Origin of the sequence: Sphaerisporangium sp. TRM90804, assembly GCF_029846175.1 — a bacterium.
GTDB lineage: Bacteria > Actinomycetota > Actinomycetes > Streptosporangiales > Streptosporangiaceae > Sphaerisporangium.
The window spans coordinates 1-20,510 of the sequence record NZ_JARWAC010000018.1 but is presented as its reverse complement, the minus strand read 5'-3'; the positions used below and the strand labels follow the sequence as shown (position 1 = coordinate 20,510).

The 20,510-nt window shown below is 71.9% G+C and carries 16 protein-coding genes; 11 read left to right on the top strand and 5 right to left on the bottom strand.

Annotated features, from left to right (window positions below; all coding sequences use genetic code 11):
- Nucleotides 1–457: 457 nt before the first annotated feature.
- Nucleotides 458–2,266, bottom strand: a complete 1,809-nt coding sequence (locus tag PYR91_RS23635; protein WP_279782905.1) for an ABC transporter ATP-binding protein — start codon at nt 2,264–2,266, stop codon at nt 458–460.
- Nucleotides 2,267–2,743: 477 nt separating this feature from the next.
- On the opposite strand from PYR91_RS23635, the gene PYR91_RS23630 reads away from it, so the two are divergent.
- From PYR91_RS23630 to PYR91_RS23620, 3 genes are read left to right on the top strand one after another with little or no spacing between them, the layout of a single operon-like run.
- The gene (locus PYR91_RS23630; protein WP_279782903.1) at nt 2,744–4,603 is read left to right on the top strand and encodes a glycoside hydrolase family 3 protein; all 1,860 of its coding nucleotides are present in this window, start codon (nt 2,744–2,746) and stop codon (nt 4,601–4,603) included.
- On the top strand, nt 4,603–5,892 hold the full coding sequence (locus tag PYR91_RS23625; protein ID WP_279782901.1) for a DUF1343 domain-containing protein: 1,290 nt from the start codon (nt 4,603–4,605) through the stop codon (nt 5,890–5,892). Before PYR91_RS23630 ends, PYR91_RS23625 begins: the two co-directional genes overlap by 1 nt.
- On the top strand, nt 5,889–7,613 hold the full coding sequence (locus PYR91_RS23620; RefSeq protein ID WP_279782900.1) for a serine hydrolase: 1,725 nt from the start codon (nt 5,889–5,891) through the stop codon (nt 7,611–7,613). The genes PYR91_RS23625 and PYR91_RS23620 overlap by 4 nt, the downstream gene beginning before the upstream one ends.
- Before the next feature lie 142 nt (nt 7,614–7,755).
- On the opposite strand, the gene PYR91_RS23615 is transcribed toward PYR91_RS23620, so the two are convergent.
- The gene (locus tag PYR91_RS23615; protein WP_279782898.1) at nt 7,756–8,712 is read right to left on the bottom strand and encodes a hypothetical protein; all 957 of its coding nucleotides are present in this window, start codon (nt 8,710–8,712) and stop codon (nt 7,756–7,758) included.
- A gap of 297 nt (nt 8,713–9,009) precedes the next feature.
- Here PYR91_RS23615 and PYR91_RS23610 point away from each other — a divergent pair, with 297 nt between their 5' ends.
- A complete protein-coding gene (locus tag PYR91_RS23610; protein ID WP_279782896.1) occupies nt 9,010–9,231 on the top strand; it encodes a hypothetical protein in 222 nt (73 codons plus the stop codon).
- Between the two features lie 20 nt (nt 9,232–9,251).
- Here PYR91_RS23610 and PYR91_RS23605 read toward each other — a convergent pair whose 3' ends face one another.
- From PYR91_RS23605 to PYR91_RS23595, 3 genes are all read right to left on the bottom strand, one after another.
- Nucleotides 9,252–9,440, bottom strand: a complete 189-nt coding sequence (locus PYR91_RS23605) for a hypothetical protein (protein WP_279782894.1) — start codon at nt 9,438–9,440, stop codon at nt 9,252–9,254.
- Between the two features lie 41 nt (nt 9,441–9,481).
- On the bottom strand, nt 9,482–10,921 hold the full coding sequence (locus PYR91_RS23600) for a BNR repeat-containing protein (protein ID WP_279782892.1): 1,440 nt from the start codon (nt 10,919–10,921) through the stop codon (nt 9,482–9,484).
- A 159-nt stretch (nt 10,922–11,080) separates the two neighbouring features.
- On the bottom strand, nt 11,081–11,407 hold the full coding sequence (locus PYR91_RS23595; protein WP_279782890.1) for a hypothetical protein: 327 nt from the start codon (nt 11,405–11,407) through the stop codon (nt 11,081–11,083).
- 910 nt (nt 11,408–12,317) lie between these two features.
- Here PYR91_RS23595 and PYR91_RS23590 point away from each other — a divergent pair.
- The 7 genes from PYR91_RS23590 to PYR91_RS23560 form a co-directional block, all read left to right on the top strand.
- Nucleotides 12,318–13,175, top strand: coding sequence for a 3-hydroxyacyl-CoA dehydrogenase family protein (locus PYR91_RS23590; protein ID WP_279782888.1), 858 nt, complete (start codon nt 12,318–12,320; stop codon nt 13,173–13,175).
- 2 nt (nt 13,176–13,177) lie between these two features.
- Nucleotides 13,178–13,846 (top strand): class I SAM-dependent methyltransferase, encoded by a 669-nt coding sequence (locus PYR91_RS23585; protein ID WP_279782886.1) that lies wholly within the window; start codon nt 13,178–13,180, stop codon nt 13,844–13,846.
- Between the two features lie 43 nt (nt 13,847–13,889).
- Entirely contained in the window at nt 13,890–14,168 is a 279-nt protein-coding gene (locus PYR91_RS23580) for an acyl carrier protein (RefSeq protein ID WP_279782885.1), read from the top strand.
- The gene (locus tag PYR91_RS23575) at nt 14,161–15,261 is read left to right on the top strand and encodes an acyl-CoA dehydrogenase family protein (protein WP_279782883.1); all 1,101 of its coding nucleotides are present in this window, start codon (nt 14,161–14,163) and stop codon (nt 15,259–15,261) included. The genes PYR91_RS23580 and PYR91_RS23575 overlap by 8 nt, the downstream gene beginning before the upstream one ends.
- Nucleotides 15,258–16,397: an HAD-IIIC family phosphatase gene (locus PYR91_RS23570; protein WP_279782881.1), complete on the top strand. Its 1,140-nt coding sequence runs from the start codon at nt 15,258–15,260 to the stop codon at nt 16,395–16,397. The genes PYR91_RS23575 and PYR91_RS23570 overlap by 4 nt, the downstream gene beginning before the upstream one ends.
- A complete protein-coding gene (locus PYR91_RS23565; RefSeq protein WP_279782879.1) occupies nt 16,382–18,541 on the top strand; it encodes a BTAD domain-containing putative transcriptional regulator in 2,160 nt (719 codons plus the stop codon). Before PYR91_RS23570 ends, PYR91_RS23565 begins: the two co-directional genes overlap by 16 nt.
- Nucleotides 18,542–19,008: 467 nt before the next feature.
- Nucleotides 19,009–20,510 (top strand): beta-ketoacyl synthase N-terminal-like domain-containing protein (locus tag PYR91_RS23560; RefSeq protein WP_279782877.1); only part of this gene is annotated, 1,502 nt, incomplete at its 3' end.

The window sequence follows — 20,510 nt, the reverse complement described above, 5'->3', positions numbered from 1 at the left end:
TTCCGGTGGTGAAAGCTCGTCGGTCGGTCGGACTCTGTCTGTCCGGCTCGACGCATACCGGGTCGACGTCGCGCGCGATGTCCCGCCCGTCGAAATTCGACCCGCCTGCCGGCGCACAAGCCGGTGCGTCGATTTCGGAGTGTTAGCGCTAACTTGACGCCGCGCGATCGACCTCTCGTTTTCTGGGCGACTGGAGGCGGCGGTGCAGGGGAGCAAATCCGACCGTGACGAGACCTGTCAAGGCTTGGCCCTCGCGGCGTCAGGGGCCCTTCATGGGCCGGCCCCTCACTCGCGCATCTGGCCTGCGTGAGCGGCCCGGCCACGCCCGGGCGCCGCCTTTGAAACTTTCAGGCAACCGCCGTCGAATCGATTCGTCCCACGAGGGCACCGTAGGGCGGCCGTGGGCGGGACGACGAGATCCCGGCGGTCTCTCACCGGAGGGCGGTGAGCGTGGGAGTCAGCGGTTGACGGGGTCGGAGGCGGGGTCTTCGATCAGGAAGCCGCCGGACTGGTGGTGCCACAGGCGGGCGTAGGGGCCCTGGGTCTGGAGGAGGTCGTGGTGGGTGCCCTGTTCGACTATGCGGCCCTGGTCGAGGACCACCAGGCGGTCCATGCGGACGACGGTGCTCAGGCGGTGGGCGACCACCAGGGCGGTGCGGTCGCGCATCAGGGTCCACAGGGCTTCCTGGACGAGGATCTCGCTTTCGGAGTCAAGGGCGCTGGTGGCCTCGTCCAGCAGCAGGATCGGCGCGTCGCGCACGATGGCGCGGGCCAGGGCGACGCGCTGGCGCTGGCCGCCGGAGAGTTTGACGCCGCGCTCGCCGACCAGCGTGTCGAAGCCGTTCGGCAGGGCCTCGGCGAACTCCGTGACGTGCGCCGCCTGGGCGGCGCGGTAGACCTCCGCGTCGGTGGCGCCGGGCCGGGCGAAGGCGATGTTGTCGCGCAGCGACCGGTGGAACATGGCGGGCTCCTGGGGGACGTACGCGATCAGGCTGCGCAGGTCGGCCTGGGTGAGCCGGGTGATGTCCTGGCCGCCGATCAGGATGCGGCCGCCGTCGATGTCCATGAGGCGGAGCAGCAGGCGGGTGAGGGTGGTCTTGCCGCCGCCGGACCGGCCGACCAGGCCGATCTTGGTGCCGCTGGGGATGTGCAGGTCGAGGCGGTCGAACAGGAGCGGGCTGCCGGCGTGCGCGAACCTCACGCGCTCGAAGTGGACTGAGGCGTCGGCCGGGCGCAGCGGTTGCGGCTCGTCGGGATCGACCACGCTGGGCGGCGTGAGGAGAAGCTCGGTGAACTGGGCGGACTCGGTGAGCACGCTCTCCATGCGGCGGTAGATCTGGTTGAACTCGAACATGAGGTTGATCGTGTTCGCGTAGTAGGAGAACGTCACCACGACCGCCTCGACTCCCAGTCCACCGCGGAGGGTGACGGCGAGCAGCAGGCCGACGGTGCTGGTGATGATCGACAGCGGCGCCACGACGGTGTCCACCCGGAGGTTGCCGTAGTCCCAGGACCGGAGCGACAGCCTGCGCTGCTCGGCGAGCCGGGCCTGGTGCTCCAGGCCCTCGCGGTCCTCGGCGGCGAACGCGCGGACCGTGTCCATGTTGCCCAGCACGTCGGCGACGTGGCCGGACACCCGCACCTTGGCGGCCTCCCGCCGGTCGACCAGCTTCTGGCGACGGCGGATCAGCGGGGCGACGAGGAAGCCGGTGAGGGTGATCAGGCCCAGCAGGACGAACACCAGCATCGGGTGGTACCGCCACAGCACCACCGAGGCGAACGCCAGCGGCACCACCTTGGCGATGATCGAGAACGTGAGCGTGTCCGTGAAGCCCTCGAACCCGTTGGAGAAGCTCAGCACCCGTTTGGTCAGCGCGCCGGCGAAGTTGTTGTGGAAGAACGCGGCCTCCTTGGCCAGCAGCTTCTCCATGCCCATCGTGCCGAGCCGCTCGATGCCCCGGGCCTCCGTGCGGAACAGGAAGTGCAGGCCCACCCGCCACAGCACCTCGCCCGCGAGCAGGCACCCCGCGAAGCCGAGCACGTACGGCAGGAGCACGCCGAGGGTGCCGTCCCCGCCCTCCGCCAGACGCCCCACGATGCCGCCCACCGCCAGCGGCGCCAGGTAGAACAGGCAGATGTTGCCCAGCGCCGGCGTGATCAGCGCGGGCGCGGCGACCCGCCGCTGTCTCAGCAGCTCCTCGTTGTAATACCGGAGCGCCAGCAGGACGGCCGACCTTCGGGCGGGTGGTTCGTCTCCGGAATCCAATGATCCGCGCACAGCGATCCGCCCCCCAAAGAATGGCCACGGCTACGGCCATGTTGGCTCAGGGCGGGCGGGAGGGGCGAGCGGTTTTCCCCGGCCAGGTCACCCGGAGAACGCTGCCGCGAACCGGGTGACGACGGCCACGCACCGGCCCCGGCCAGCCGCGATCGTCGATATGTGGCGTTCGCGGCGGTGGCCGGGACGCCAACTTCGGGGCTCCAGCTTTTGTCGCCCGAAGGCCGGGACGGGACACGGCTCTCAGCGCGGCACGGCGAGAGACGCGCACTGGTGCCCCGACGGGCCACACCGGCCCCGTCTCGCACACGAGGAGAGGCCGTTTCCCGCGTTCGCGGGAATTGGTGCGCGCGGACGTGAGTCCCCGTCAAGAAAGCGTTGACCATCCGATCGGATGTAAGTAACTTTCAGGCAACGTGATGACCTTGCATGAAATTTACGTACATGCGAGGGGTTGGAGGACGAATGCGTTACCGGCGGTCAGCGGCTCTTGCGGCGGCGGTGGTGGTGCTCTGGGCGGGAGCGGCGCCGGTCGCGCACGCCGACAGGGGGAAGGACCCCTGGATTCTCGGCAAGATCGCGAGCATGAGCCTGGAGGAGAAGGTCGGTCAGCTCTTCGTGGCCGACGTCTACGGGGAGAGCGGGGACACGACCGCCCCGGCCGACGTGGCCGCCAACCAGGCGATGTACGGACCGGACGTCCGCAACGGCGACGACCTCGTCGCCAAGTACAAGCTCGGCGCGATCCTCTACTTCCGGTGGGCGAACAACCTCAACGACCCCGTCAAGGTCGCGGGGCTCTCCAACGACCTCCAGCGGGCGGCGCTGGCGCAGCCGGCGAGGATTCCGCTGCTGCTCGCCACCGACCAGGAACACGGCGCCGTCTACCGGCTGGACGAGCCGTTCACCGCGTTCCCCGGGCAGATGGCGCTCGGGGCGACCCGCAGCGCGGCCCTGGCGCTCGCCGCGGGCACGGTCACCGGCCGCGAGCTGGCCGCGCTCGGCATCAACCAGGACTACGCGCCGGTCGCCGACGTCAACACCAACCCGGGCAACCCGGTCATCGGCGTCCGCTCGTTCGGGGAGGACGCCGGGCTGGTGTCGGACCTGACGCGGGCCTCCGTCCGCGGCCTGCAACTGGGCGGCGTCTCGGCGACCATGAAGCACTTCCCCGGCCACGGCGACACGGTCACCGACAGCCACACCGGCGTGCCGTGGATCTTCCACACCAAGGAGCAGTGGCGCCGGATCGACGCACCGCCGTTCCGGGCCGGCATCGCCGCGGGCGCCGACATGATCATGACCGCGCACGTCGTCATGCCGCACCTGCAGAGCGACTGCGACGTCGAGACCCAGGAGGGCTGCGACCCCGCGACGCTCGACCCGGAGATCATGACCGGGCTGCTGCGCGGCGAGCTCGGCTTCGACGGCGTCGTGGTCACCGACTCGCTGGCCATGCAGGGCGTGCGTGACAAGTACGGCGACGACCGCGTGCCGGTGCTCGCGCTCAAGGCCGGGGTCGACATGGTCATGATCGTGGACGACACGGCCAGCACGATGTCGCTCGACGTCGCCTACAACGCCGTGCTGAACGCCGTCCGCACCGGCGAGCTGACCGAGGAGCGCATCGACGAGTCCGTCTACCGGGTCCTGCGCCTGAAGAAGAAGCGTGGTCTCTTCCGCGGCGACCAGCAGGTGAACGAGGGCCAGGTGCCCGGCCGCGTCGGCACCCCGGCGCACAGGGCGCTCGCCCGCGTGGTCGCCGACCACAGCGTGACGCTCGTGCGGAACGACGCCGGCGCACTGCCGCTGACCGGCACGGGACGGGTGCTGGTGACCGGCTACCGCAACGTCACGCCGCCGTCCGTGAAGATCCCGCCCGCCGAGCGGCTGGCCGCGGCGATCGCCGGCCGGGGCGTCACCACCGAGCTGTTCGAGACGGGGACGGCCCCCACCCCGGCCACCGTCGCCGCCGCGGTGGCCAAGGCGGGCGCCGCCGACGCCGTCGTGGTCGCAACCGTGAACTCCAAGACCTCGGCCGCCCAGCGCGACCTGGTCAACGCGCTGCTCGCCACCGGCAAGCCCGTCGTCATCGTCGCCGCCCGCAACCCCTACGACATCGCGGACTTCCCCGGCGCCCCGGCGTACCTGGCGACGTACTCGTGGGAGAAGCCGGCCATGGAGGCCGCCGCGCGGGTGCTGTTCGGCCAGACCCGCCCCACGGGCAGGCTGCCGGTGACCATCCCGGCCGCCGACGGCTCCGTCCTCTACCCCTACGGACACGGCCTGCGTTACCGACTCTCCCCGGAACGGAGCGACACCTGATGGGCCGACTCTTCTCCCGGCGGGCCGTGCTGTCGACCGCGGCCGCCGCCGTGGCGGGCACGGGCATGGGCATCCCCCCGCGCGACCCCCGTCCACCGTCCCGTGACTTCCAGACCGGCGTCCAGGCCCTGATGTCCGACGACTACGAGCTCGTGCGCGGCCAGAGGACCGGCATCGTCACCAACCCGACCGGCATCCTGCCCGACCTCCGCCACGAGGTCGACGTGATGGCCGCCGGTGACGACATCGACCTCGTCGCGGTGTTCGGCCCCGAGCACGGGTTCCGCGGCACGGCACAGGCCGGCGGCTCGGAGGGGTTCTACGTGGACGAGCAGACCGGGCTGCCGGTCTACGACACGTACCTCAAGACCGGCCAGGCGCTGGCCGACGTCTTTACCAGGTCGGGCGTGGACACCGTCATGTTCGACATCCAGGACGTGGGCGCCCGCTTCTACACCTACATCTGGACGCTGTACGACTCCATGCAGGCCGCGGCGCTGGCCGGCAAGCGGTTCGTCGTCCTGGACCGGCCCAACCCGATCACCGCCCGCCGGGCCTACGGGCCGGTCATGACGCCGGAGTTCTCCACGTTCGTCGGCCGGAGGGAGATCTCGCAGGCGCACGGCATGACCGTCGGCGAGCTGGCGAAGCTGTTCAACGGCGAGTTCCTGGACCAGCCGGCGGACCTCACCGTCGTGAAGATGCGCGGCTGGCGGCGCGACATGGCGTACGAGGACACCGGCCTCCCGTGGGTCATGCCGTCACCGAACATGCCCACCGTGGACACCGCGTTCGCCTACCCGGGCACCTGCATGTTCGAGGGCACCAACCTGTCGGAGGGACGCGGCACGACCCGGCCCTTCGAGCTCGTCGGCGCCCCGTACGGCGACCACCGCTGGGCGGACGCGCTCAACGCGCTGCGCCTGCCCGGCGCCGGGTTCCGCCTGGCCTACTTCACGCCCACGTTCTCCAAGCACCTGAACACCCTGTGCGGCGGCGTGCAGCTGTACGTCACCGACCGGGAGGCGTTCGACCCGGTCAAGACGGGCATCGCGATGCTCGTCACGGTGAGGCGGCTCTACCCGGACCACTTCGCGTGGCGGTTCGACACCTCCGACCCGGCCCGGCCGTACTGGATCGACAAGCTGACCGGCTCGACCCAGGTCCGCACCGACATCGACGCCGGGAAGAGCCCGGACCAGGTCGAGGCCGGCTGGGCCGGCGCGCTCAGGGCGTTCGCCGCGAAGCGCGAGAAGTACCTCCTCTACCGCGGACGGAGCCAGTGGTGAGAGTCCTGCCGGTCCTGGTGACCGCGGTGGCGCTCACCGTGGCGATCCCGCTGTCGGCCGCGGCGGCCGTCGACGGCCCGCCCACCGCCACCGCCGCCGACGTCCGCTTCGCGAACAAGGAGCTGCGGTACGGTCACGCCCTCATGGCGGGCCTGGTCCCCGAGCACGTCGACCGGATCGCGGCCGACGCCGCCAGGTTCATGGAGCCGTCGCCGGCCCGGCCGCTGTACGCGGGCGCGGTCGTGATCGCCGGGCGCGACGGCGTGGTCGCCGTCCACGAGGCGATGGGCAAGGCGGTGCGCTACGCCGACTCCCAGCCCACCGAGCTGCCGCCGGACCAGCAGATCCCGATGCGCGCGGACACCATCTTCGACATGGCGTCGGTGTCCAAGCTGTTCACCTCGATCGTGGCGGTGCAGCGCGTGGAGCGGGGCCTGATCGGGCTCGACGCGCCGGTGACCACGTACATCCCGGAGTTCGCGGCGAACGGCAAGGAGGCGATCACGGTACGGCACCTGCTCACCCACACCTCGGGGCTGCCGGCGTGGATCCCGCTGTACAACCAGCCGACCGTCGAGGAACGGTACGCCGCGGCCTGGAACGTCGCGCCGTCGAACCCGCCCGACACGGTCTACCGCTACTCCGACCTCAACCTGATCACGCTCGGGGTGATCGTGGAGCGGGTGACCGGCAAGCGGCTGGACGAGGTCGTCGCCGAGAGCCTGACCGGGCCGCTCCGGATGCGCGACACCGGCTACAACCCCGACCCGGCGCTCAGGCCGCGGATCGCCGCCACCGAGTACCAGACCACGACGGAGCCCGACCGCCGGATGGTCTGGGGCCAGGTGCACGACGAGAACGCCTGGTCGCTGGGCGGGGTCGCGGGCCACGCGGGGATCTTCTCCACCGCCCGCGACCTGGCGGTCCTGGCCCAGACGCTGCTCAACGGCGGTCACCACGGCCGGGCGCGCGTCCTGTCGGAGGCCTCGGTGCGGCTGCTGCTGACCAACTTCAACACCGCCTTCCCCGCCAACGCGCACGGCCTCGGCTTCGACCTCGACCAGAGGTGGTACATGGACGCCCTGGCCTCACCGGTGACCGGCGGGCACACCGGCTACACCGGGACGTCGTTCGTCATCGACCCGCTGTCCGGCTCGTTCGTCATCCTGCTGACCAACCGCGTTCACCCGAGCCGCGACTGGGGCTCCAACAACCCGGCCCGGGTGGCGGTCGCGCGCGACCTGGCGCTGGCCGTCCCGGTCCGGCCCGCCGAAGGGTGGGACGCGTGGTTCTCCGGGGTCGGGGACGCCCGGACGGCGACGCTCACGCTTCCGGTCGCCGCGCCGCGGGGCGGGCGGCTCTCCTTCGCCCTGTGGTACGACACGGAGGCGGGCTCCGACGTCGCCTCCCTGGAGGCGTCCACCGACGCCGGGGCCACCTGGAGCCCGGTGTCGATGGAGCTGAGCGCGGGCCCGCACCGCTGGTCGTCGGACGGCAGGTTCTCGGGCTTCGAGGGCCGCCGGTGGCTGCGCGCGACGGCCGGCCTGCCGGCCGGGACCACGGGGCTGCGGTGGCGGTACGTGACCGACCCGCTCTACCAGGGCCGCGGCGTCTACGTGGACGGCGTCCGGATCAGCGGGCCGGGCGTCCACTTCGACGACCGGCACCCGCGCGACGCGAACCGGTTCGCCGCCGACGGCTGGACCCGATCGAGGCATTGACGGCACCGCGGAGCCGGGGGCGTACGTGTCGCGCCCGGCTCCGCCCGCGCCCGGCCCGGGGCATCGGGCGACCGGGCCGGGCACCTGACGGCGGGGACCCGGCGCGCCGGACCCCCGCCGTGCCCACGCCGGTGTCAGCGGGTCACCGCTTCGTGAGGCTGCCGATGCTGAGCAGGAAGCTCCCGCCGCTCTCGTCGACACCGGCCATGATGGACGCCTGGTGCCGGCCGTCGCTCGCGACGGCCCAGAACGTGAGCCTGGTGGTGCCCCGCGCCGTGCGGCAGGTCTGTCCGGCCGGCTCCAGCTCGGCCGTGTTGCCGCGTGCGACCAGCGTCCAGTCGCATCCGTTCTCGGTGCGGGCCGTCATGGTCCTCCCGCGGCCGGTCCTGAACGTGATCGGACCCTGCTGCGGCGCCTGGACCACCCGCACCTGCCCGTCGGGGTCGGTGTACCGGGTGGTGAGCAGGTTCACGCGGGACTGCGGGTCGGACGCGTCGTACCGCCACGTCCCCGGGAAGACCTCGCGCGCCTGCGCCCAGGCGTTCCCCGTCACCCTGGTGCGGCCGCCCTTGTCGAGCCGGAAGGTGTAGTCGCCGGTCGGCTGGTGGCTGACGCCCTCGATGGCCTCCCGCTCGCGGTTCCCGGACACGGTGACCGACCACTTCGTGAGGGTGTAGGCCGACCCGATGACCTGGTTGAAGCAGCGCTGGGACGGGGGATCCAGCTCCAGCGAGGCGGAGCGCACCCCGAACGTCCACGTGCATCCCTGGTCGGTGCGCCCCACGATCCCGCCGCCGGCGGCCTCGGAGAACACGATGGTCCCGATCTGCGGGATGTGGAACGGCGGGCCCGGACGGCAGTTCCCGCCGTCCGGGCAGCTGACGACCGCGATGTTCCGCATGCTCTCGCGCACGGGCTGGTCGTAGTTCCACGTCCCCAGGTACCGGTGGTGGTGACGCGGGTCGCCGGTCTGCGTCTGAGCCTGGGCCTGCTGCGGCCCCGCGACGCCGACGGCGAGCCACGCCACCAGGCTCAGGGCCAACGGCACCAGCCGCGACGGCAGGCGCCGGCGCCGGGTCGTGACACGCGTGTCGAGCATGGGACGCCTCCTGTGGCGGGTATGCGGCGAAACGTGGCGAGAGCCACGCGAGGGACGACTCCGGGCGCCGCTCGCGCCCGTTCCAGTCCCAGCAACCAGCACATTAGGGACGAGCCTGGCCCGGCTCATCAGCGCTGCGTCCCGTCTCCCGCTACTCCTCGTGCCGTAGCCCAGCCGGATACGCGTCCCGGCGTCGTACGACCGCGCTGCGACCGGGTCGCCCCGCGCGCCTGGGATAGGCCGCGCATCGGGTTACGCTTGCGAGAGATCATCTCGACCCCTCGGGAAAGGCCCGCCATGACCACCCCCTTTTTCCGCCTCGATCTCCGGGTGAACGTCGAAGGACGCACCCCCGCCGATGTACGGTCCCGGGCGCTGCACGCGGCGACGCAGTTCTTCGGCAAGGACGCGCAGATCGACGTGCTGAGCGCCGACGTCGAAGAGGACCCGGAACTGCAGGGGAACTACCGCGCCAAAGTCGTCTTCCGCCAGGCGCTCAACACGCACAGCACCGAATAGGGCACGACCCGGCACATCGGTCACCGGCTCCGCGCGGGTGCCGTCCGGGGGGTGAACAGCAGGGCGAGCACGGCGGAGACGAGGACGGGGGTGATGAGCTCCGGCGTCCGGTGCGGGAGGGCGCCCAGATCGGGCTCGCCCTCGTTGTCGACCCGGTACCGCAGGGTCTCGGCGACCGCTCCGGCGATGATCGCCGCGGTGACGCGCACCTCGTACGACTCGCGAACGGCGAGCCGGGTCGGCGGGGGTGTCAGACGCCCAGGCGGAAGTCGGTGACGCGGACCGGGGAGGGGGCGGTGCCGCTCGACCGCTGTTGGAACATCACCGACAGCACCTGCTCGGCGGCCACCCGGGGGTAGTCGACGGTGCACTCGCCGAAGGCGTTCAGGCCCGCGCCGTCGAACAGCATCCGCCAGTCCGACCAGCCGCTCTCGGCTGACGCCGCGACGATGCGCGCGAACGGGAGCACCACGTAGGCGTTGTCGGAGGCGTCGAAGACCAGGCGGGAGCGGCCGGTGGAGTTGAGCGCGAACGGGATCTCCGTCTTGCGCCAGGTGCCCGAGGCGTCCCGGCGCACGTGGAAGGCCCTGGCGTACGAGGTGCGCTGGGCGGCGTAGGAGGACACGCACTGGGTGAACCTGCCGGGTACGTAGCTGATGATCACGTGCGGGCGGCCGGCCGAGTCGGCCGCCTGGGCCTCCTGGTTCATGAGGCCGTGGTCCACCGTCATCGGGTCGGCCACCAGGCCCGGCGAGCCGACCGACACCGGGGTGCCGCCGGTGGTCCCGACCTGCGTTCCCGCGCTGTTGCGCCAGGTGCGGCCCTGGTCGTCGCTGTAGACGTAGCCGGTGTCGTGGTTGGCGAGCCCCCCGGCGGCGCACAGCACACCGGAATTGCCCTCCCGCCAGGTGAAGGCGGCGTGCAGCCGGCCGCGGGTGTCGTAGGTGAGGCCGTGCAGGTACATGTTCCGGGTGGTGCTGGTGACGCCGCGGGCGGTGTACGACCCGGTCGCGCCGCTCCAGGCGCCGAGCGCCCGCCACGAGCCGTCGTACTCGGCGAGCCGGTTGACGCCGTTGCCGGAGCCGCCGGTGCGGTAGCTCAGCTGCAGCCGTCCGTTCGGCGCGAGCACGAACTGCGGGTAGGTGATGCTCCCGAGCGACAGGCCGCCGAGGGTGCGCTGCAGGGTCTCGAACCGCCCGGCCGACCAGGCCGCGTCGCCGAGCTGCCCGGCGGCCGACCGGGTGTACCAGATGGTGCTGTTGTGGGTGTCCATGGCGACGTGCAGCCGCCCGTCGGCGGGTGAGACGCCGAGCGAGATCACGTTGTGGGAGTCGTTCGTGCTGAGCTGGTGCGGCAGCGTGAACGACTGCCAGGCCCCGCCGGGCAGCGACCGCCGGGCCAGCACCGCGTGGCGGCTGGAGGTGTACCAGGCCGCGTACTGGCGGGACCCGTGGGTGAGGATGCCGCTGAGCTGGAACGACTCGATGTTCACCAGGCCGTCGTAGGAGAGGAAGTACAGGCCCGACGGGTCGAGCGTCGTGTCGCCGATCCGGGTCACCGCGGGGCCGGCCAGTGCCCCCGCGCGGCGGGCGGAGGCGGCGTGCGACCGCGCGGGGCCGGCGGTGAGGGAGGCGGCGGCGAAGACGCCTCCCGTCGCCAGAAGGCGCCTGCGGGACAACTCGTCGGTCATGGCATCTCCAGTCCGGTCCGGCTCCAGACGCTAGACCGGCCGGTGAGGGTTTCAAACCCCCGCTCGTGGCGGCCCGCCCGGCGGCGGACACGTCTCAGGTCAGCACGGCCGCGGGCGGACGGGCGCGGCGCCGAGGGTGAAAGTTGCATCGCCGCCCGGCTACTGCTCCTCCAGCGGGACGTCGTTCCAGCGGAACCAGGCTCGCTCGCCGTCGATGTGCAGCAGGAACTCGGCGACACGCTCGCCGTCGGGGGTGAGCAGGTCGAGCGCGGCGTTGATGCGGTCGTAGACGCTGGCCCAGGCTTGCAGGGCGTCGTCTCCGGCGGTCTTCACCAGGACCAGTTCGTCGGCGAACAGCTGCTCGAAGCGGGCGAAGGCCGGGCGGCGGATGAATCGGCCCGACAGCCAGGGGAACTCGCCGTCGTTCACGTGGATCGCGCCGACGACCTCCTCGCCGGAACGCAGGATCCAGACACGCTCATCCATTCACGCGACGATAGCGGCTGCGGTGAGAACGGGTAGGGGGTCCGCTCCACCCGGCAGGCTTTCGCGCGCGGCACGGCCGGCACCCGGGCGCGGGCCGGCGGCCGCGGCTGACGGGGCGGGCCACTGAGGCGTTCGAACGGGCGAGGGGCATCGGGGAGCGGAGCGGGCTCCGGCGTCACGCGCCGACGTTCCCGGCGGGCGTGTTCCGTGCGGGCGAACGACCGGTTTTCGCCGGTCTCTTGCCGTGTTTCGGGAATCAGGCGTGTTCATACTCGTATACCCATACGATGCCGGAGGCCCGGTTATACTCTGCGGAAATTGAAATCCAAGTGGTTGAAGATTGGATCGGTGAAACGAGGGCACCACACAATTCCGTGACGGCCTGGACACGCGTCGCATGGTGCGGCGCGCGCACCCGTTCGCCGGTCGGATGCGCCCTCGCGGAAAGATCGCTTACCGGGATGAACGGGTAGGGGTCAGCAAGAAAATTCTGTCCGGATCCGGCCAAATCCTGCCGCTTTCCTACCTTGTTTGCATCGAATGTCCCGCTCGTCGCGATGGCGCGACCAGGGCGGCAGCCGAGTAAGCGCTGGTCAGCCCGACACGTTCGCGTGGCTTGGGCCGTCCCAAATCGGGGTCTTGCCGGACACCCGGCTTCCTGACAAGATCAATCGCGGATGGTCGATTGATGGGGGTTAATGGTGGATGTCGTCTTCTCCACTGGGGTACGCGGCGACCGCATGACTTACTGATCCCCGGCTCGGATCGGCGCTCGTCGCTGATTCCAAAGGAATCATCGTACCCGTTGAGCGAGCCGGCCTCGGGGGTGCGCCGAAGCAGCCGACATCGACGACCTGAATTGTCACGAACGTTTCTCCGCGGGTGGGGCGCTTGAGAAGAGGTGGCATTGATGGGCAGTACGAGCACGCGTCGGATCGCGGTATTCGGAGCCGGCGTGATGGGGGTGGGCATCACCGCCCTGGCCGTCGGAAGCGGCGTGCCGGTGGTCCTGGTGGACGTCGACCCGGCCAAGCTGGCCACCGCCCGTGAACGCGTGCGGACGGAACTCCGGCTCGCGCACATGATGGGCGCGCTGCCGCGTAACGGCCCGGTCGGCGAACTCGTGACGACGGGCTCGGTCGCCGACGCGGCGAGCGCCACCGCCGTGATCGAGGCGATCACCGAGTCCGCCGAGCTGAAGATCAAGCTGCAGAACGAGATCGCCGGCATCGTGGCCGCGGGCACGGTGCGGATCTCCAACACCTCCTCCATCCCGATCGGCGAGATCGCCGCGCAGGTGACCCGCCCGGAGCATCTGGCGGGAATCCACTTCATGAACCCGCCGTACCTGATCAAGACGGTCGAGGTGATCCGCGGCCCGAACACCGGCGAGCAGGCCATGGCCGCCGTCGCGGAGCTGCTGGCCGGGCTGAACCGCCGCCCGATCGTGGTGGGGGACGGCCCCGGGTTCGTCACCAGCCGGGTGCTGCACCGAATGATCAACGAGGCGGCCCGGGTCGTGGAGGAGGGCCGGGCCAGCGCCGAGGACGTCGACGCGCTGATGGAGGGCTGCCTCGGCCACCCGACCGGCCCGCTGAAGACCGCCGACCTGATCGGCATCGACAACCTGGTCGACTCCCTGCGCGTGTTGCACGAACGCACCGGCGACGAGGCGTCCCGGCCATGCGATCTGCTGCTGCGCCTGGTCGACGCCGGCGACCTCGGCCGCAAGAGCGGGCGTGGCTTCTACGAGTACGCCGGAGCCTGATGATGGCGGGCCAGGTTGAACTGAGCGACGGCCTGCTCGACTACGTCCGGGCCGTCTCCCTGCGCGAGGACACGCTGCTGGCCGAGCTGGTCGAGGAGACCTCCGGCATGCCGGCGCTGAACGCGATGGTCACCATGCCCGAGGAAGGGCAGTTGCTGGGCCTGCTGGTGGGGCTGACCAACGCCACCCGCGTCCTGGAGATCGGCACCTTCACCGGCTACAGCACGCTGTGCATGGCCCGCGCGCTGCCGCCCGGCGGCCGGATCGTCACCTGCGACATCAACGAGCGGTGGACCAGGATCGCCCGCCGGTACTGGGAACGGGCCGGCGTCGCCGACCGGATCGAGCTGCGGATCGGCGACGCGAAGGAGACCCTGGCCGCCCTGACCGCCGAGCCCGGGCCCGGCACCTTCGACCTGGTCTTCGTCGACGCCGACAAGGCCGGCTACCCGAGGTACTACGAGGACGCGCTGGTGCTGCTGCGGCCGGGCGGGCTCGTCGTGCTGGACAACACGCTGTTCTTCGGCCGCGTCGTCGACCCGGAGGCGCAGGACGCCGACACGGTCGCGATCCGGGAGCTCAACGCGGCGCTGCGGGAGGACGAGCGGGTGGACCTCGCGATGCTCGTCGTCGCGGACGGCGTCACCCTGGCCCGAAAGAGACACGGCTAGCCGCGCCGGCACCGGCGCGGGAAACGGATGAGGGGGTGCGGCGATGACAGAGCCGGCGTCGGCCGAGCTGACGGTCGAGACGATCGAGGAGAAGCTGCAGAAGTTCCTGGAGTCCAGGACCAAGCAGACGTGGGACCCGGACGCCGACCTGTTCAAGCTGGGTGTGGTGTCCTCGCTGTTCGCGATGGAGCTCGTGGTCTTCGTCGAGAGCACGTTCGGCGTCTTCGTCGAAGGGCCCGACCTCGTGCTGGACAACTTCAGGACGGTGCGCTCGATGAGCGCCCTGGTGATGCGACTGCGGCCGGGTGATCCCGGTGCTTGACGAACTGGCCACCCTGCTGACCGAGACCGCCGCCGACGCGGCCGAGGGGTGGGACCTGGCCGGCGAGATCCCGGTGGACGTCCTTCGCGGCCTGGGCGCCAAGGGCGTGCTCTGCGCCGAGGTGCGGCCGGAGTTCGGCGGGCTCGGCCTGTCCGGCCTGGACAACGGACGGCTGGCCGCGCACGCCAACTCGCTGTGCGGCTCGCTGCGCAGCGTGATGACGTCGCAGGGCATGGCCGCGTGGACCATCCAGCGGTTCGGCACCCGGGCGCTGCGCGAGGAGTACCTGAGCCGGCTCACCGGCGGCGCGCTCGCCGCGGTGGCCTTCAGCGAGGCGGACGCCGGCAGCGACCTCTCCGCGATGACCACCGAGGTCAGGCGGGACGGCGACGACATGATCGTCGACGGCGTCAAGACATGGATCACCGCCGCCGCGTACGCCGACCTGGTCGTCGTGTTCGGCCGCCACGAGGGCGGCGGCGCGGTGGCCGTCGTCCCGGTGACCGCCCCGGGCGTGCGCGTGGAGCCGGTCCCGTCGCCGATGGGCTGCCGCGCGGCCGGGCACTCCACCGTGGTGCTCGACTCGGTGCGGGTGCCCCCGCAGAACGTGCTCGCGGTGCCCGGCCAGTCGCTCACCCTGCTGACCAGCATCGCGCTCACCTACGGCCGGCTGTCGGTGGCCTGGGGATGCGTCGGCATCCTGCGCGCCTGCCTCGCCGCCGCCGCGGGGCACGCCAGGACACGCGAGCAGTTCGGCACGCCGCTGGCCCGGCACCAGCTCGTGGCGCGCCACCTGACCGACCTCTACGCCGCCGAGCGGATCGCCACGCAGATGTGCGAGCACGCCAGCCGCGCCTGGGACGGCCGGTCGCCCGGCCTGGTCATGGACGCGATCCTCGCCAAGTACGTCGCCGCGGGCAACGCCGCGCGCGGTGCGGCGAGCGCCGTACAGGTGCTGGCCTCGGCGGGCGCGCGGGACGGCCACGTCGTCGCGCGCGCGTACCGGGACGCCAAGCTCATGGAGATCATCGAGGGCAGCACCGAGATCTGCCAGCTCACGCTGGCCGAGCACGCGCTGGCGGTGGCCTCGTGACCCAGGCGGAGGAGCGAGCGGCCACTGCGGCCGTGGCGACCGGCGAGCAGCCGCTGATCAAGTGCCTGGTGTGGGACCTCGACAACACGTTGTGGGGCGGCACCCTGCTGGAGGACGAGAACGTCGAGGTGACCGAGGCCGTCCGGCAGGTGATCATCGAACTGGACGCGCGCGGCATCCTGCAGTCGGTGTCCAGCCGCAACGACCACGACCACGCGTGGGCGCGGCTGGAGGCGCTGGGGCTCGCGGAGTACTTCGTGCTGCCGCGCATCGGCTGGGGCCGCAAGTCAGACGCGGTCCGGGCGATCGCCGACGAGCTGAACTTCGCGACGAAGACCATGGCCTTCGTCGACGACCTTCCCAGCGAGCGGGCCGAGGTGGCGCACCACCTGCCCGACGTGCGCTGCTACACGGCCGAGCAGGTGCTCGAGCTGCTGGGTCTGCCGGAGTTCACCCCGGCGGTGGTGACCGTCGACGCCCGGCGGCGCCGGGAGATGTACCAGGCGGGGTTCCGCCGCAAGGCCGAGCGTGAGGAGTGGCAGGGGCCAGACGAGGACTTCCTGCGCACGCTCGACCTGGTGATGCGGATCGGCAGGGCGCGCGAGGAGGAGCTCGTCAGGGTCGAGGAGCTGACCCTGCGCACCAGCCAGATGAACGCCAGCGGCGTGCACTACCCGGTCGACACCCTGCGCTCGCTGCTCTCCACCGAGCGCGACGAGGTGCTGGTCGTCTCGCTGACCGACCGGTTCGGCCCGCACGGCCCGATCGGCGTCATGCTGATCGAGAAGTTCGCCCTGGTATGGCATGTGAAGCTGCTGGCGACGTCCTGCCGCGTGGTCTCGTTCGGGGTGGGCGCGGTGCTGCTCCGGTGGCTCACCGACTCCGCGGCGCGGGCCGGGGTGCACCTGATCGCCGACTTCGTGCGGACGGATCGCAACCGGATGATGGAGGTCGCGTACAGGTTCGCCGGCTTCGGCGACCACGACTGCGCCTGCCGGTCGGCCCTCCCGGCGGCGGACGGCGTCCAGCGCCTGCACCTGACCCCGGCGCGGCAGGAACCGCCGAGCACCATGCGGGTGCTCGCTCCCGAACTGCGTGTGCGCGGGTCGGTGGAAGCCACATGGGCCACCTCGTAGCCGATGAGCGGCGGTCGCCGGGCATGCAGTTCCGGATCCTCGGGCCCTTGGAGGTGGTTCGCGACGGCAGGCAGGTCAGCCTCGGCGGTGCCCGCCAGCGAGCCACCCTGGGGCTGCTGCTGTTACACGCGAATCGGGTCGTGGCCACCAGCGAGCTGCTGAAGGCGTTGTGGTCGGTGCGGGAGAGCACGCCGCCGACCGCCCGGAAGATCGTGCAGAACGCGGTGCGGGGGCTGCGCGCGGTGTTCGCCGACCACGACGGCGACACCGGGTCGTCCGTGCTGCTGACCCGGTCGCCCGGCTACGTGCTGCGGGTCGAGCCCGACCAGGTGGACCTCTTCCAGTTCACCCGCCGGGCCGAGGCGGGCCGCGCGGAGCTGGCGGCCGGCTCGTTCGAGAAGGCCGCGGTGACGTTGCGGGACGCCCTCGGGCTGTGGCGCGGATCCGTGCTGGCGGACCTCGTGGAGAGCGGCGTCACCTGGCCGGAACTGACCGCCGTGCAGAACGCGCGGCTGGACGTGGTCGAGGACTACTTCGCTGCCGAGCTGGCCAACGGGCGCCACCAGGCCGTGCTCGGCGAGCTGGAGATGATGTTCGAGGCCCAGCCGCTGCGCGAGCGGCTCTGCTACCTGCTCATCCTCGCGCTCTACCGGAGCGGGCGGCAGGTCGACGCGCTGGGCGTCTACGCGCGGGCACGCTCGACGCTGGTCGAGCGGCTCGGGCTCGAACCCGGGCGCAGCCTGCAGACGCTGCAGCACTCGATCCTCGTCCACGACCCCGCGCTGGTGTCGCCGGACCTGCCGGGACGGGCCGTGGTTTCCGCCGCCGCCACGGCACCCGGCCAGGCCCAGGGCGACCGGGACGCGCCGCCACCGGAGACGGCCGCTACGGCGGAGCGTACGAATCTCAGCGTCATCATGGTGCGCACCCGCTTCGGCGAGGAGGGCGAGGGCGCCGATCCGGAGGGCATCGACGACACCCTCGACAGCATCGAGGCGACGATCCGCAGCGAAGCCGACCGTTTCGGAGGCACCGTCGTGGCCTCGGTCGGCGCGGAGTCGCTGGTCGTCTTCGGCGCGTCCGGCTGGCACGACGAGGACGCGGCGCAGGCCGTGCGGACCGCCGTGGCGATTCGCGACCGGCTCGACCGCTCGGCGAGGCCGGCGGGCGGGCGCGCCCCGGCGATCCACCTCGCGGCGGCGACGGGGCAGGCGCGCGTGATGCGCCGTGCCGTCGCCGACGACGCTCCGGCGGTCAGGGGCGCGCTGCTCGTCCAGTGCCAGGCCCTGCTGTCGCAGGCCTCGCCGGGCGAGATCCTGGTGTGCCCGACCACCCGGCGATCGTCGCGAGTGGAGATCGACTACGAGCGGACCCCGGCACGTGGATGGCGGGTGCTGAGCACCCGTGACGACCGTGCCGGCTGGCCCGTCGCGCCGGTCGTGGAACGCGAGCTGAAGGTGCTCGACGGTCTGCTGGACTACGTCCGGCACCGGGCCAGACCGCACCTCGTCACCGTGCTCGGGGCGCCGGGCCTGGAGATGACCCACTTCATGGCCGGATTCGAGCACCGCGTCGCCTGCTACCAGGACGAGGTCCGCTTCGTGCGGGTGCAGGGCCCCCGGTTCTCCGGGGACAGCTCCCGGGAACTGCAGGGCGAGGTGCTGGCGGCCTGCTGCGAGATAGCCGCCACCGACGCCGAGGGCACCGCGCGGCGCAAGTTCGCCGTGACGATCCGGCGGCTGGCCGGCTCCGGCGTCGGCGTCGACGCCGACTGGCTGATCTCCAAGCTGAGCCCGCTGATCGGCGAGTACTGCGACCGCCGGTCGCTCGGCGGCCGCCCGCCGAGCGGCTCGCGCCTGCCCCTGGAAGGCGAGGCGCTGGCCGCCTGGCGGCGCTTTCTGCAGCGGACCGCGCTCGAACGCCCGCTGGTGCTCGCCATCAACGACCTGCACCGCGCCGACAACGGCCTGCTGGACTTCGTCGAGGACCTGACCGAGTACGCGGGGGCCGTGCCGCTGTTCGTGGTGGCCACCGCGTGGCCCGAGCTGCTGGATCGCCGGCCCGAATGGGGCGGCGGCAAACACCACGCCACCACGATGAGCCTCGACTCCCTCCACGAGTTCAAGGAAGAGCTCCATCCCTGACCTCGGAGCGACGACGGCCGGCCGGTCCGCGGTGTCACCGGCGGTCCTGCGCGCATGTGGTCGGTCGACCCCAAGGTGACGACGGCCGGGGGAGGCCGATCGTGACCGGCTCGCGGTCTCACCGGCGGCCCTCCGCGCATGTGGTCGACGGCGCCTGCCCGGCGGCCGGGAAGCCTTTCGGACGGCCCCGGACCTCTTGGTCTGGGCCACCAGATTCCCGGGCCGGTTTTGGGACCGGGACGCCATGGATCGTGTGGCCGGACGTGTTTGGCTGACGACGTGTCGGAGTGTGCGAAGCCGGGGGACTTCCCTTTCCAGATCGGCGATCGATGGTCGCCGCGGACGTGAGGGACCGCCCGTCCGCGCGCGGAATCCCTGACCGGACGAGCGGTTCCGCGCGAGCTCTTCGAATCGGACGCCGATACGACGACCTGTCGGGCGTCGCCATGCGATGGAGGTAGACGACGATGGGGAACGAGGCCGAGCTCCGCGGCTACCTCAAGCGAGCCGTCGCCGACCTGCAGGAGGCCCGGCAACGCCTGCACGAGATGGAGCGGGCCGCCGGCGACCCGATCGCGGTCGTGGGAATGGCGTGCCGCTTCCCGGGCGGAGTCTCCTCGCCCGAGGACCTGTGGCGGCTCGTCGCCGACGGCGGTGACGCGATCGCGGCGTTCCCCGGCGACCGCGGCTGGGACGTCGACGGCCTCTACGACGCGCAGGCGGACCGGCCGGGCACGTTCTACGCGCGTGGCGGCGGGTTCCTGTATGACGCGGCGGAGTTCGACGCGGGGTTCTTCGGCATCTCGCCGCGTGAGGCGCTGGCGATGGATCCGCAGCAGCGGTTGCTGCTGGAGACCTCGTGGGAGGCGATCGAGCGGGCGGGCATCGACCCGCACACGCTGCGCGGCAGCAGGACCGGCGTGCTGTTCGGGCTCACCGTCCACGGTTACGGCACGGGCGAGGAGTTCGCGCGCGGCGCCGACGGCTACCAGCTGACCGGCACCGCTGCGAGCATCGCCTCGGGCCGGGTCTCCTACGCGCTGGGCCTGGAGGGGCCGGCGGTCACCGTGGACACCGCGTGCTCGTCGTCGCTGGTCGCGATGCACCTGGCCGGACAGGCGCTGCGGTCGGGCGAGTGCGACCTGGCGCTGGCCGGCGGCGCGGCCGTGATGGCGACCCTCGGGGTGTTCGTGGAGTTCTCCCGGCAGCGCGGGCTGGCGCCGGACGGGCGGTGCAAGTCGTTCGCCGCGGCGGCGGACGGCACCGGGTGGTCAGAGGGCGCGGGCGTGCTGGTGCTGGAGCGGCTGTCGGACGCGCGGCGGCTCGGGCACCCGGTGCTGGCGGTGATCCGGGGCTCTGCGGTGAACCAGGACGGCGCGTCCAACGGCCTGACCGCGCCCAACGGCCCCTCGCAGCAGCGGGTGATCCGGCAGGCGCTGGCCGACGCGCGCCTGTCCCCGGCAGAGGTCGACCTGGTCGAGGCGCACGGCACCGGGACGCGGCTGGGCGACCCGATCGAGGCCCAGGCCCTGCTCGCCACCTACGGCCAGGAGCGCGCCGGGGGCGAGCCGTTGTGGCTGGGGTCGCTGAAGTCGAACCTCGGCCACGCCCAGGCGGCGGCCGGGGTGGCCGGGGTCATCAAGACCGTGATGGCGATGCGGGCCGGGATGATGCCCAAGACGCTGCACGTGGACGAGCCGTCGCCCGAGGTGGACTGGTCGTCCGGCGCGGTCGAGCTGCTGACGGAGGCACGCCCCTGGCCGGCTACGGGGAGACCCCGGCGGGCCGCCGTGTCGGCGTTCGCCCTCAGCGGTACGAACGCGCACGTCGTCGTGGAGCAGGCTCCGGAGTTCGAGACCGCCGACTCCGCCGGGGCCGGGCCGAGGCCTGGAGAGCCCGAGGCGATCGAGCCGGTGGGGGCCGGGTTGGTGGGGGCCGTGCCTGGTGGGGTGGTGCCGTGGGTGCTGTC

Bases quoted from the DNA above. Each gene is read 5' to 3' on its own strand.
- PYR91_RS23630 (WP_279782903.1), top strand. From the start codon at position 2,744: ATGCGTTACCGGCGGTCAGCGGCTCTTGCGGCGGCGGTGGTGGTGCTC.
- PYR91_RS23625 (WP_279782901.1), top strand. From the start codon at position 4,603: ATGGGCCGACTCTTCTCCCGGCGGGCCGTGCTGTCGACCGCGGCCGCC.
- PYR91_RS23615 (WP_279782898.1), bottom strand. From the start codon at position 8,712: ATGCTCGACACGCGTGTCACGACCCGGCGCCGGCGCCTGCCGTCGCGG.
- PYR91_RS23610 (WP_279782896.1), top strand. From the start codon at position 9,010: ATGACCACCCCCTTTTTCCGCCTCGATCTCCGGGTGAACGTCGAAGGA.
- PYR91_RS23600 (WP_279782892.1), bottom strand. From the start codon at position 10,921: ATGACCGACGAGTTGTCCCGCAGGCGCCTTCTGGCGACGGGAGGCGTC.
- PYR91_RS23595 (WP_279782890.1), bottom strand. From the start codon at position 11,407: ATGGATGAGCGTGTCTGGATCCTGCGTTCCGGCGAGGAGGTCGTCGGC.
- PYR91_RS23590 (WP_279782888.1), top strand. From the start codon at position 12,318: ATGGGCAGTACGAGCACGCGTCGGATCGCGGTATTCGGAGCCGGCGTG.
- PYR91_RS23585 (WP_279782886.1), top strand. From the start codon at position 13,178: ATGGCGGGCCAGGTTGAACTGAGCGACGGCCTGCTCGACTACGTCCGG.
- PYR91_RS23580 (WP_279782885.1), top strand. From the start codon at position 13,890: ATGACAGAGCCGGCGTCGGCCGAGCTGACGGTCGAGACGATCGAGGAG.
- PYR91_RS23565 (WP_279782879.1), top strand. From the start codon at position 16,382: ATGGGCCACCTCGTAGCCGATGAGCGGCGGTCGCCGGGCATGCAGTTC.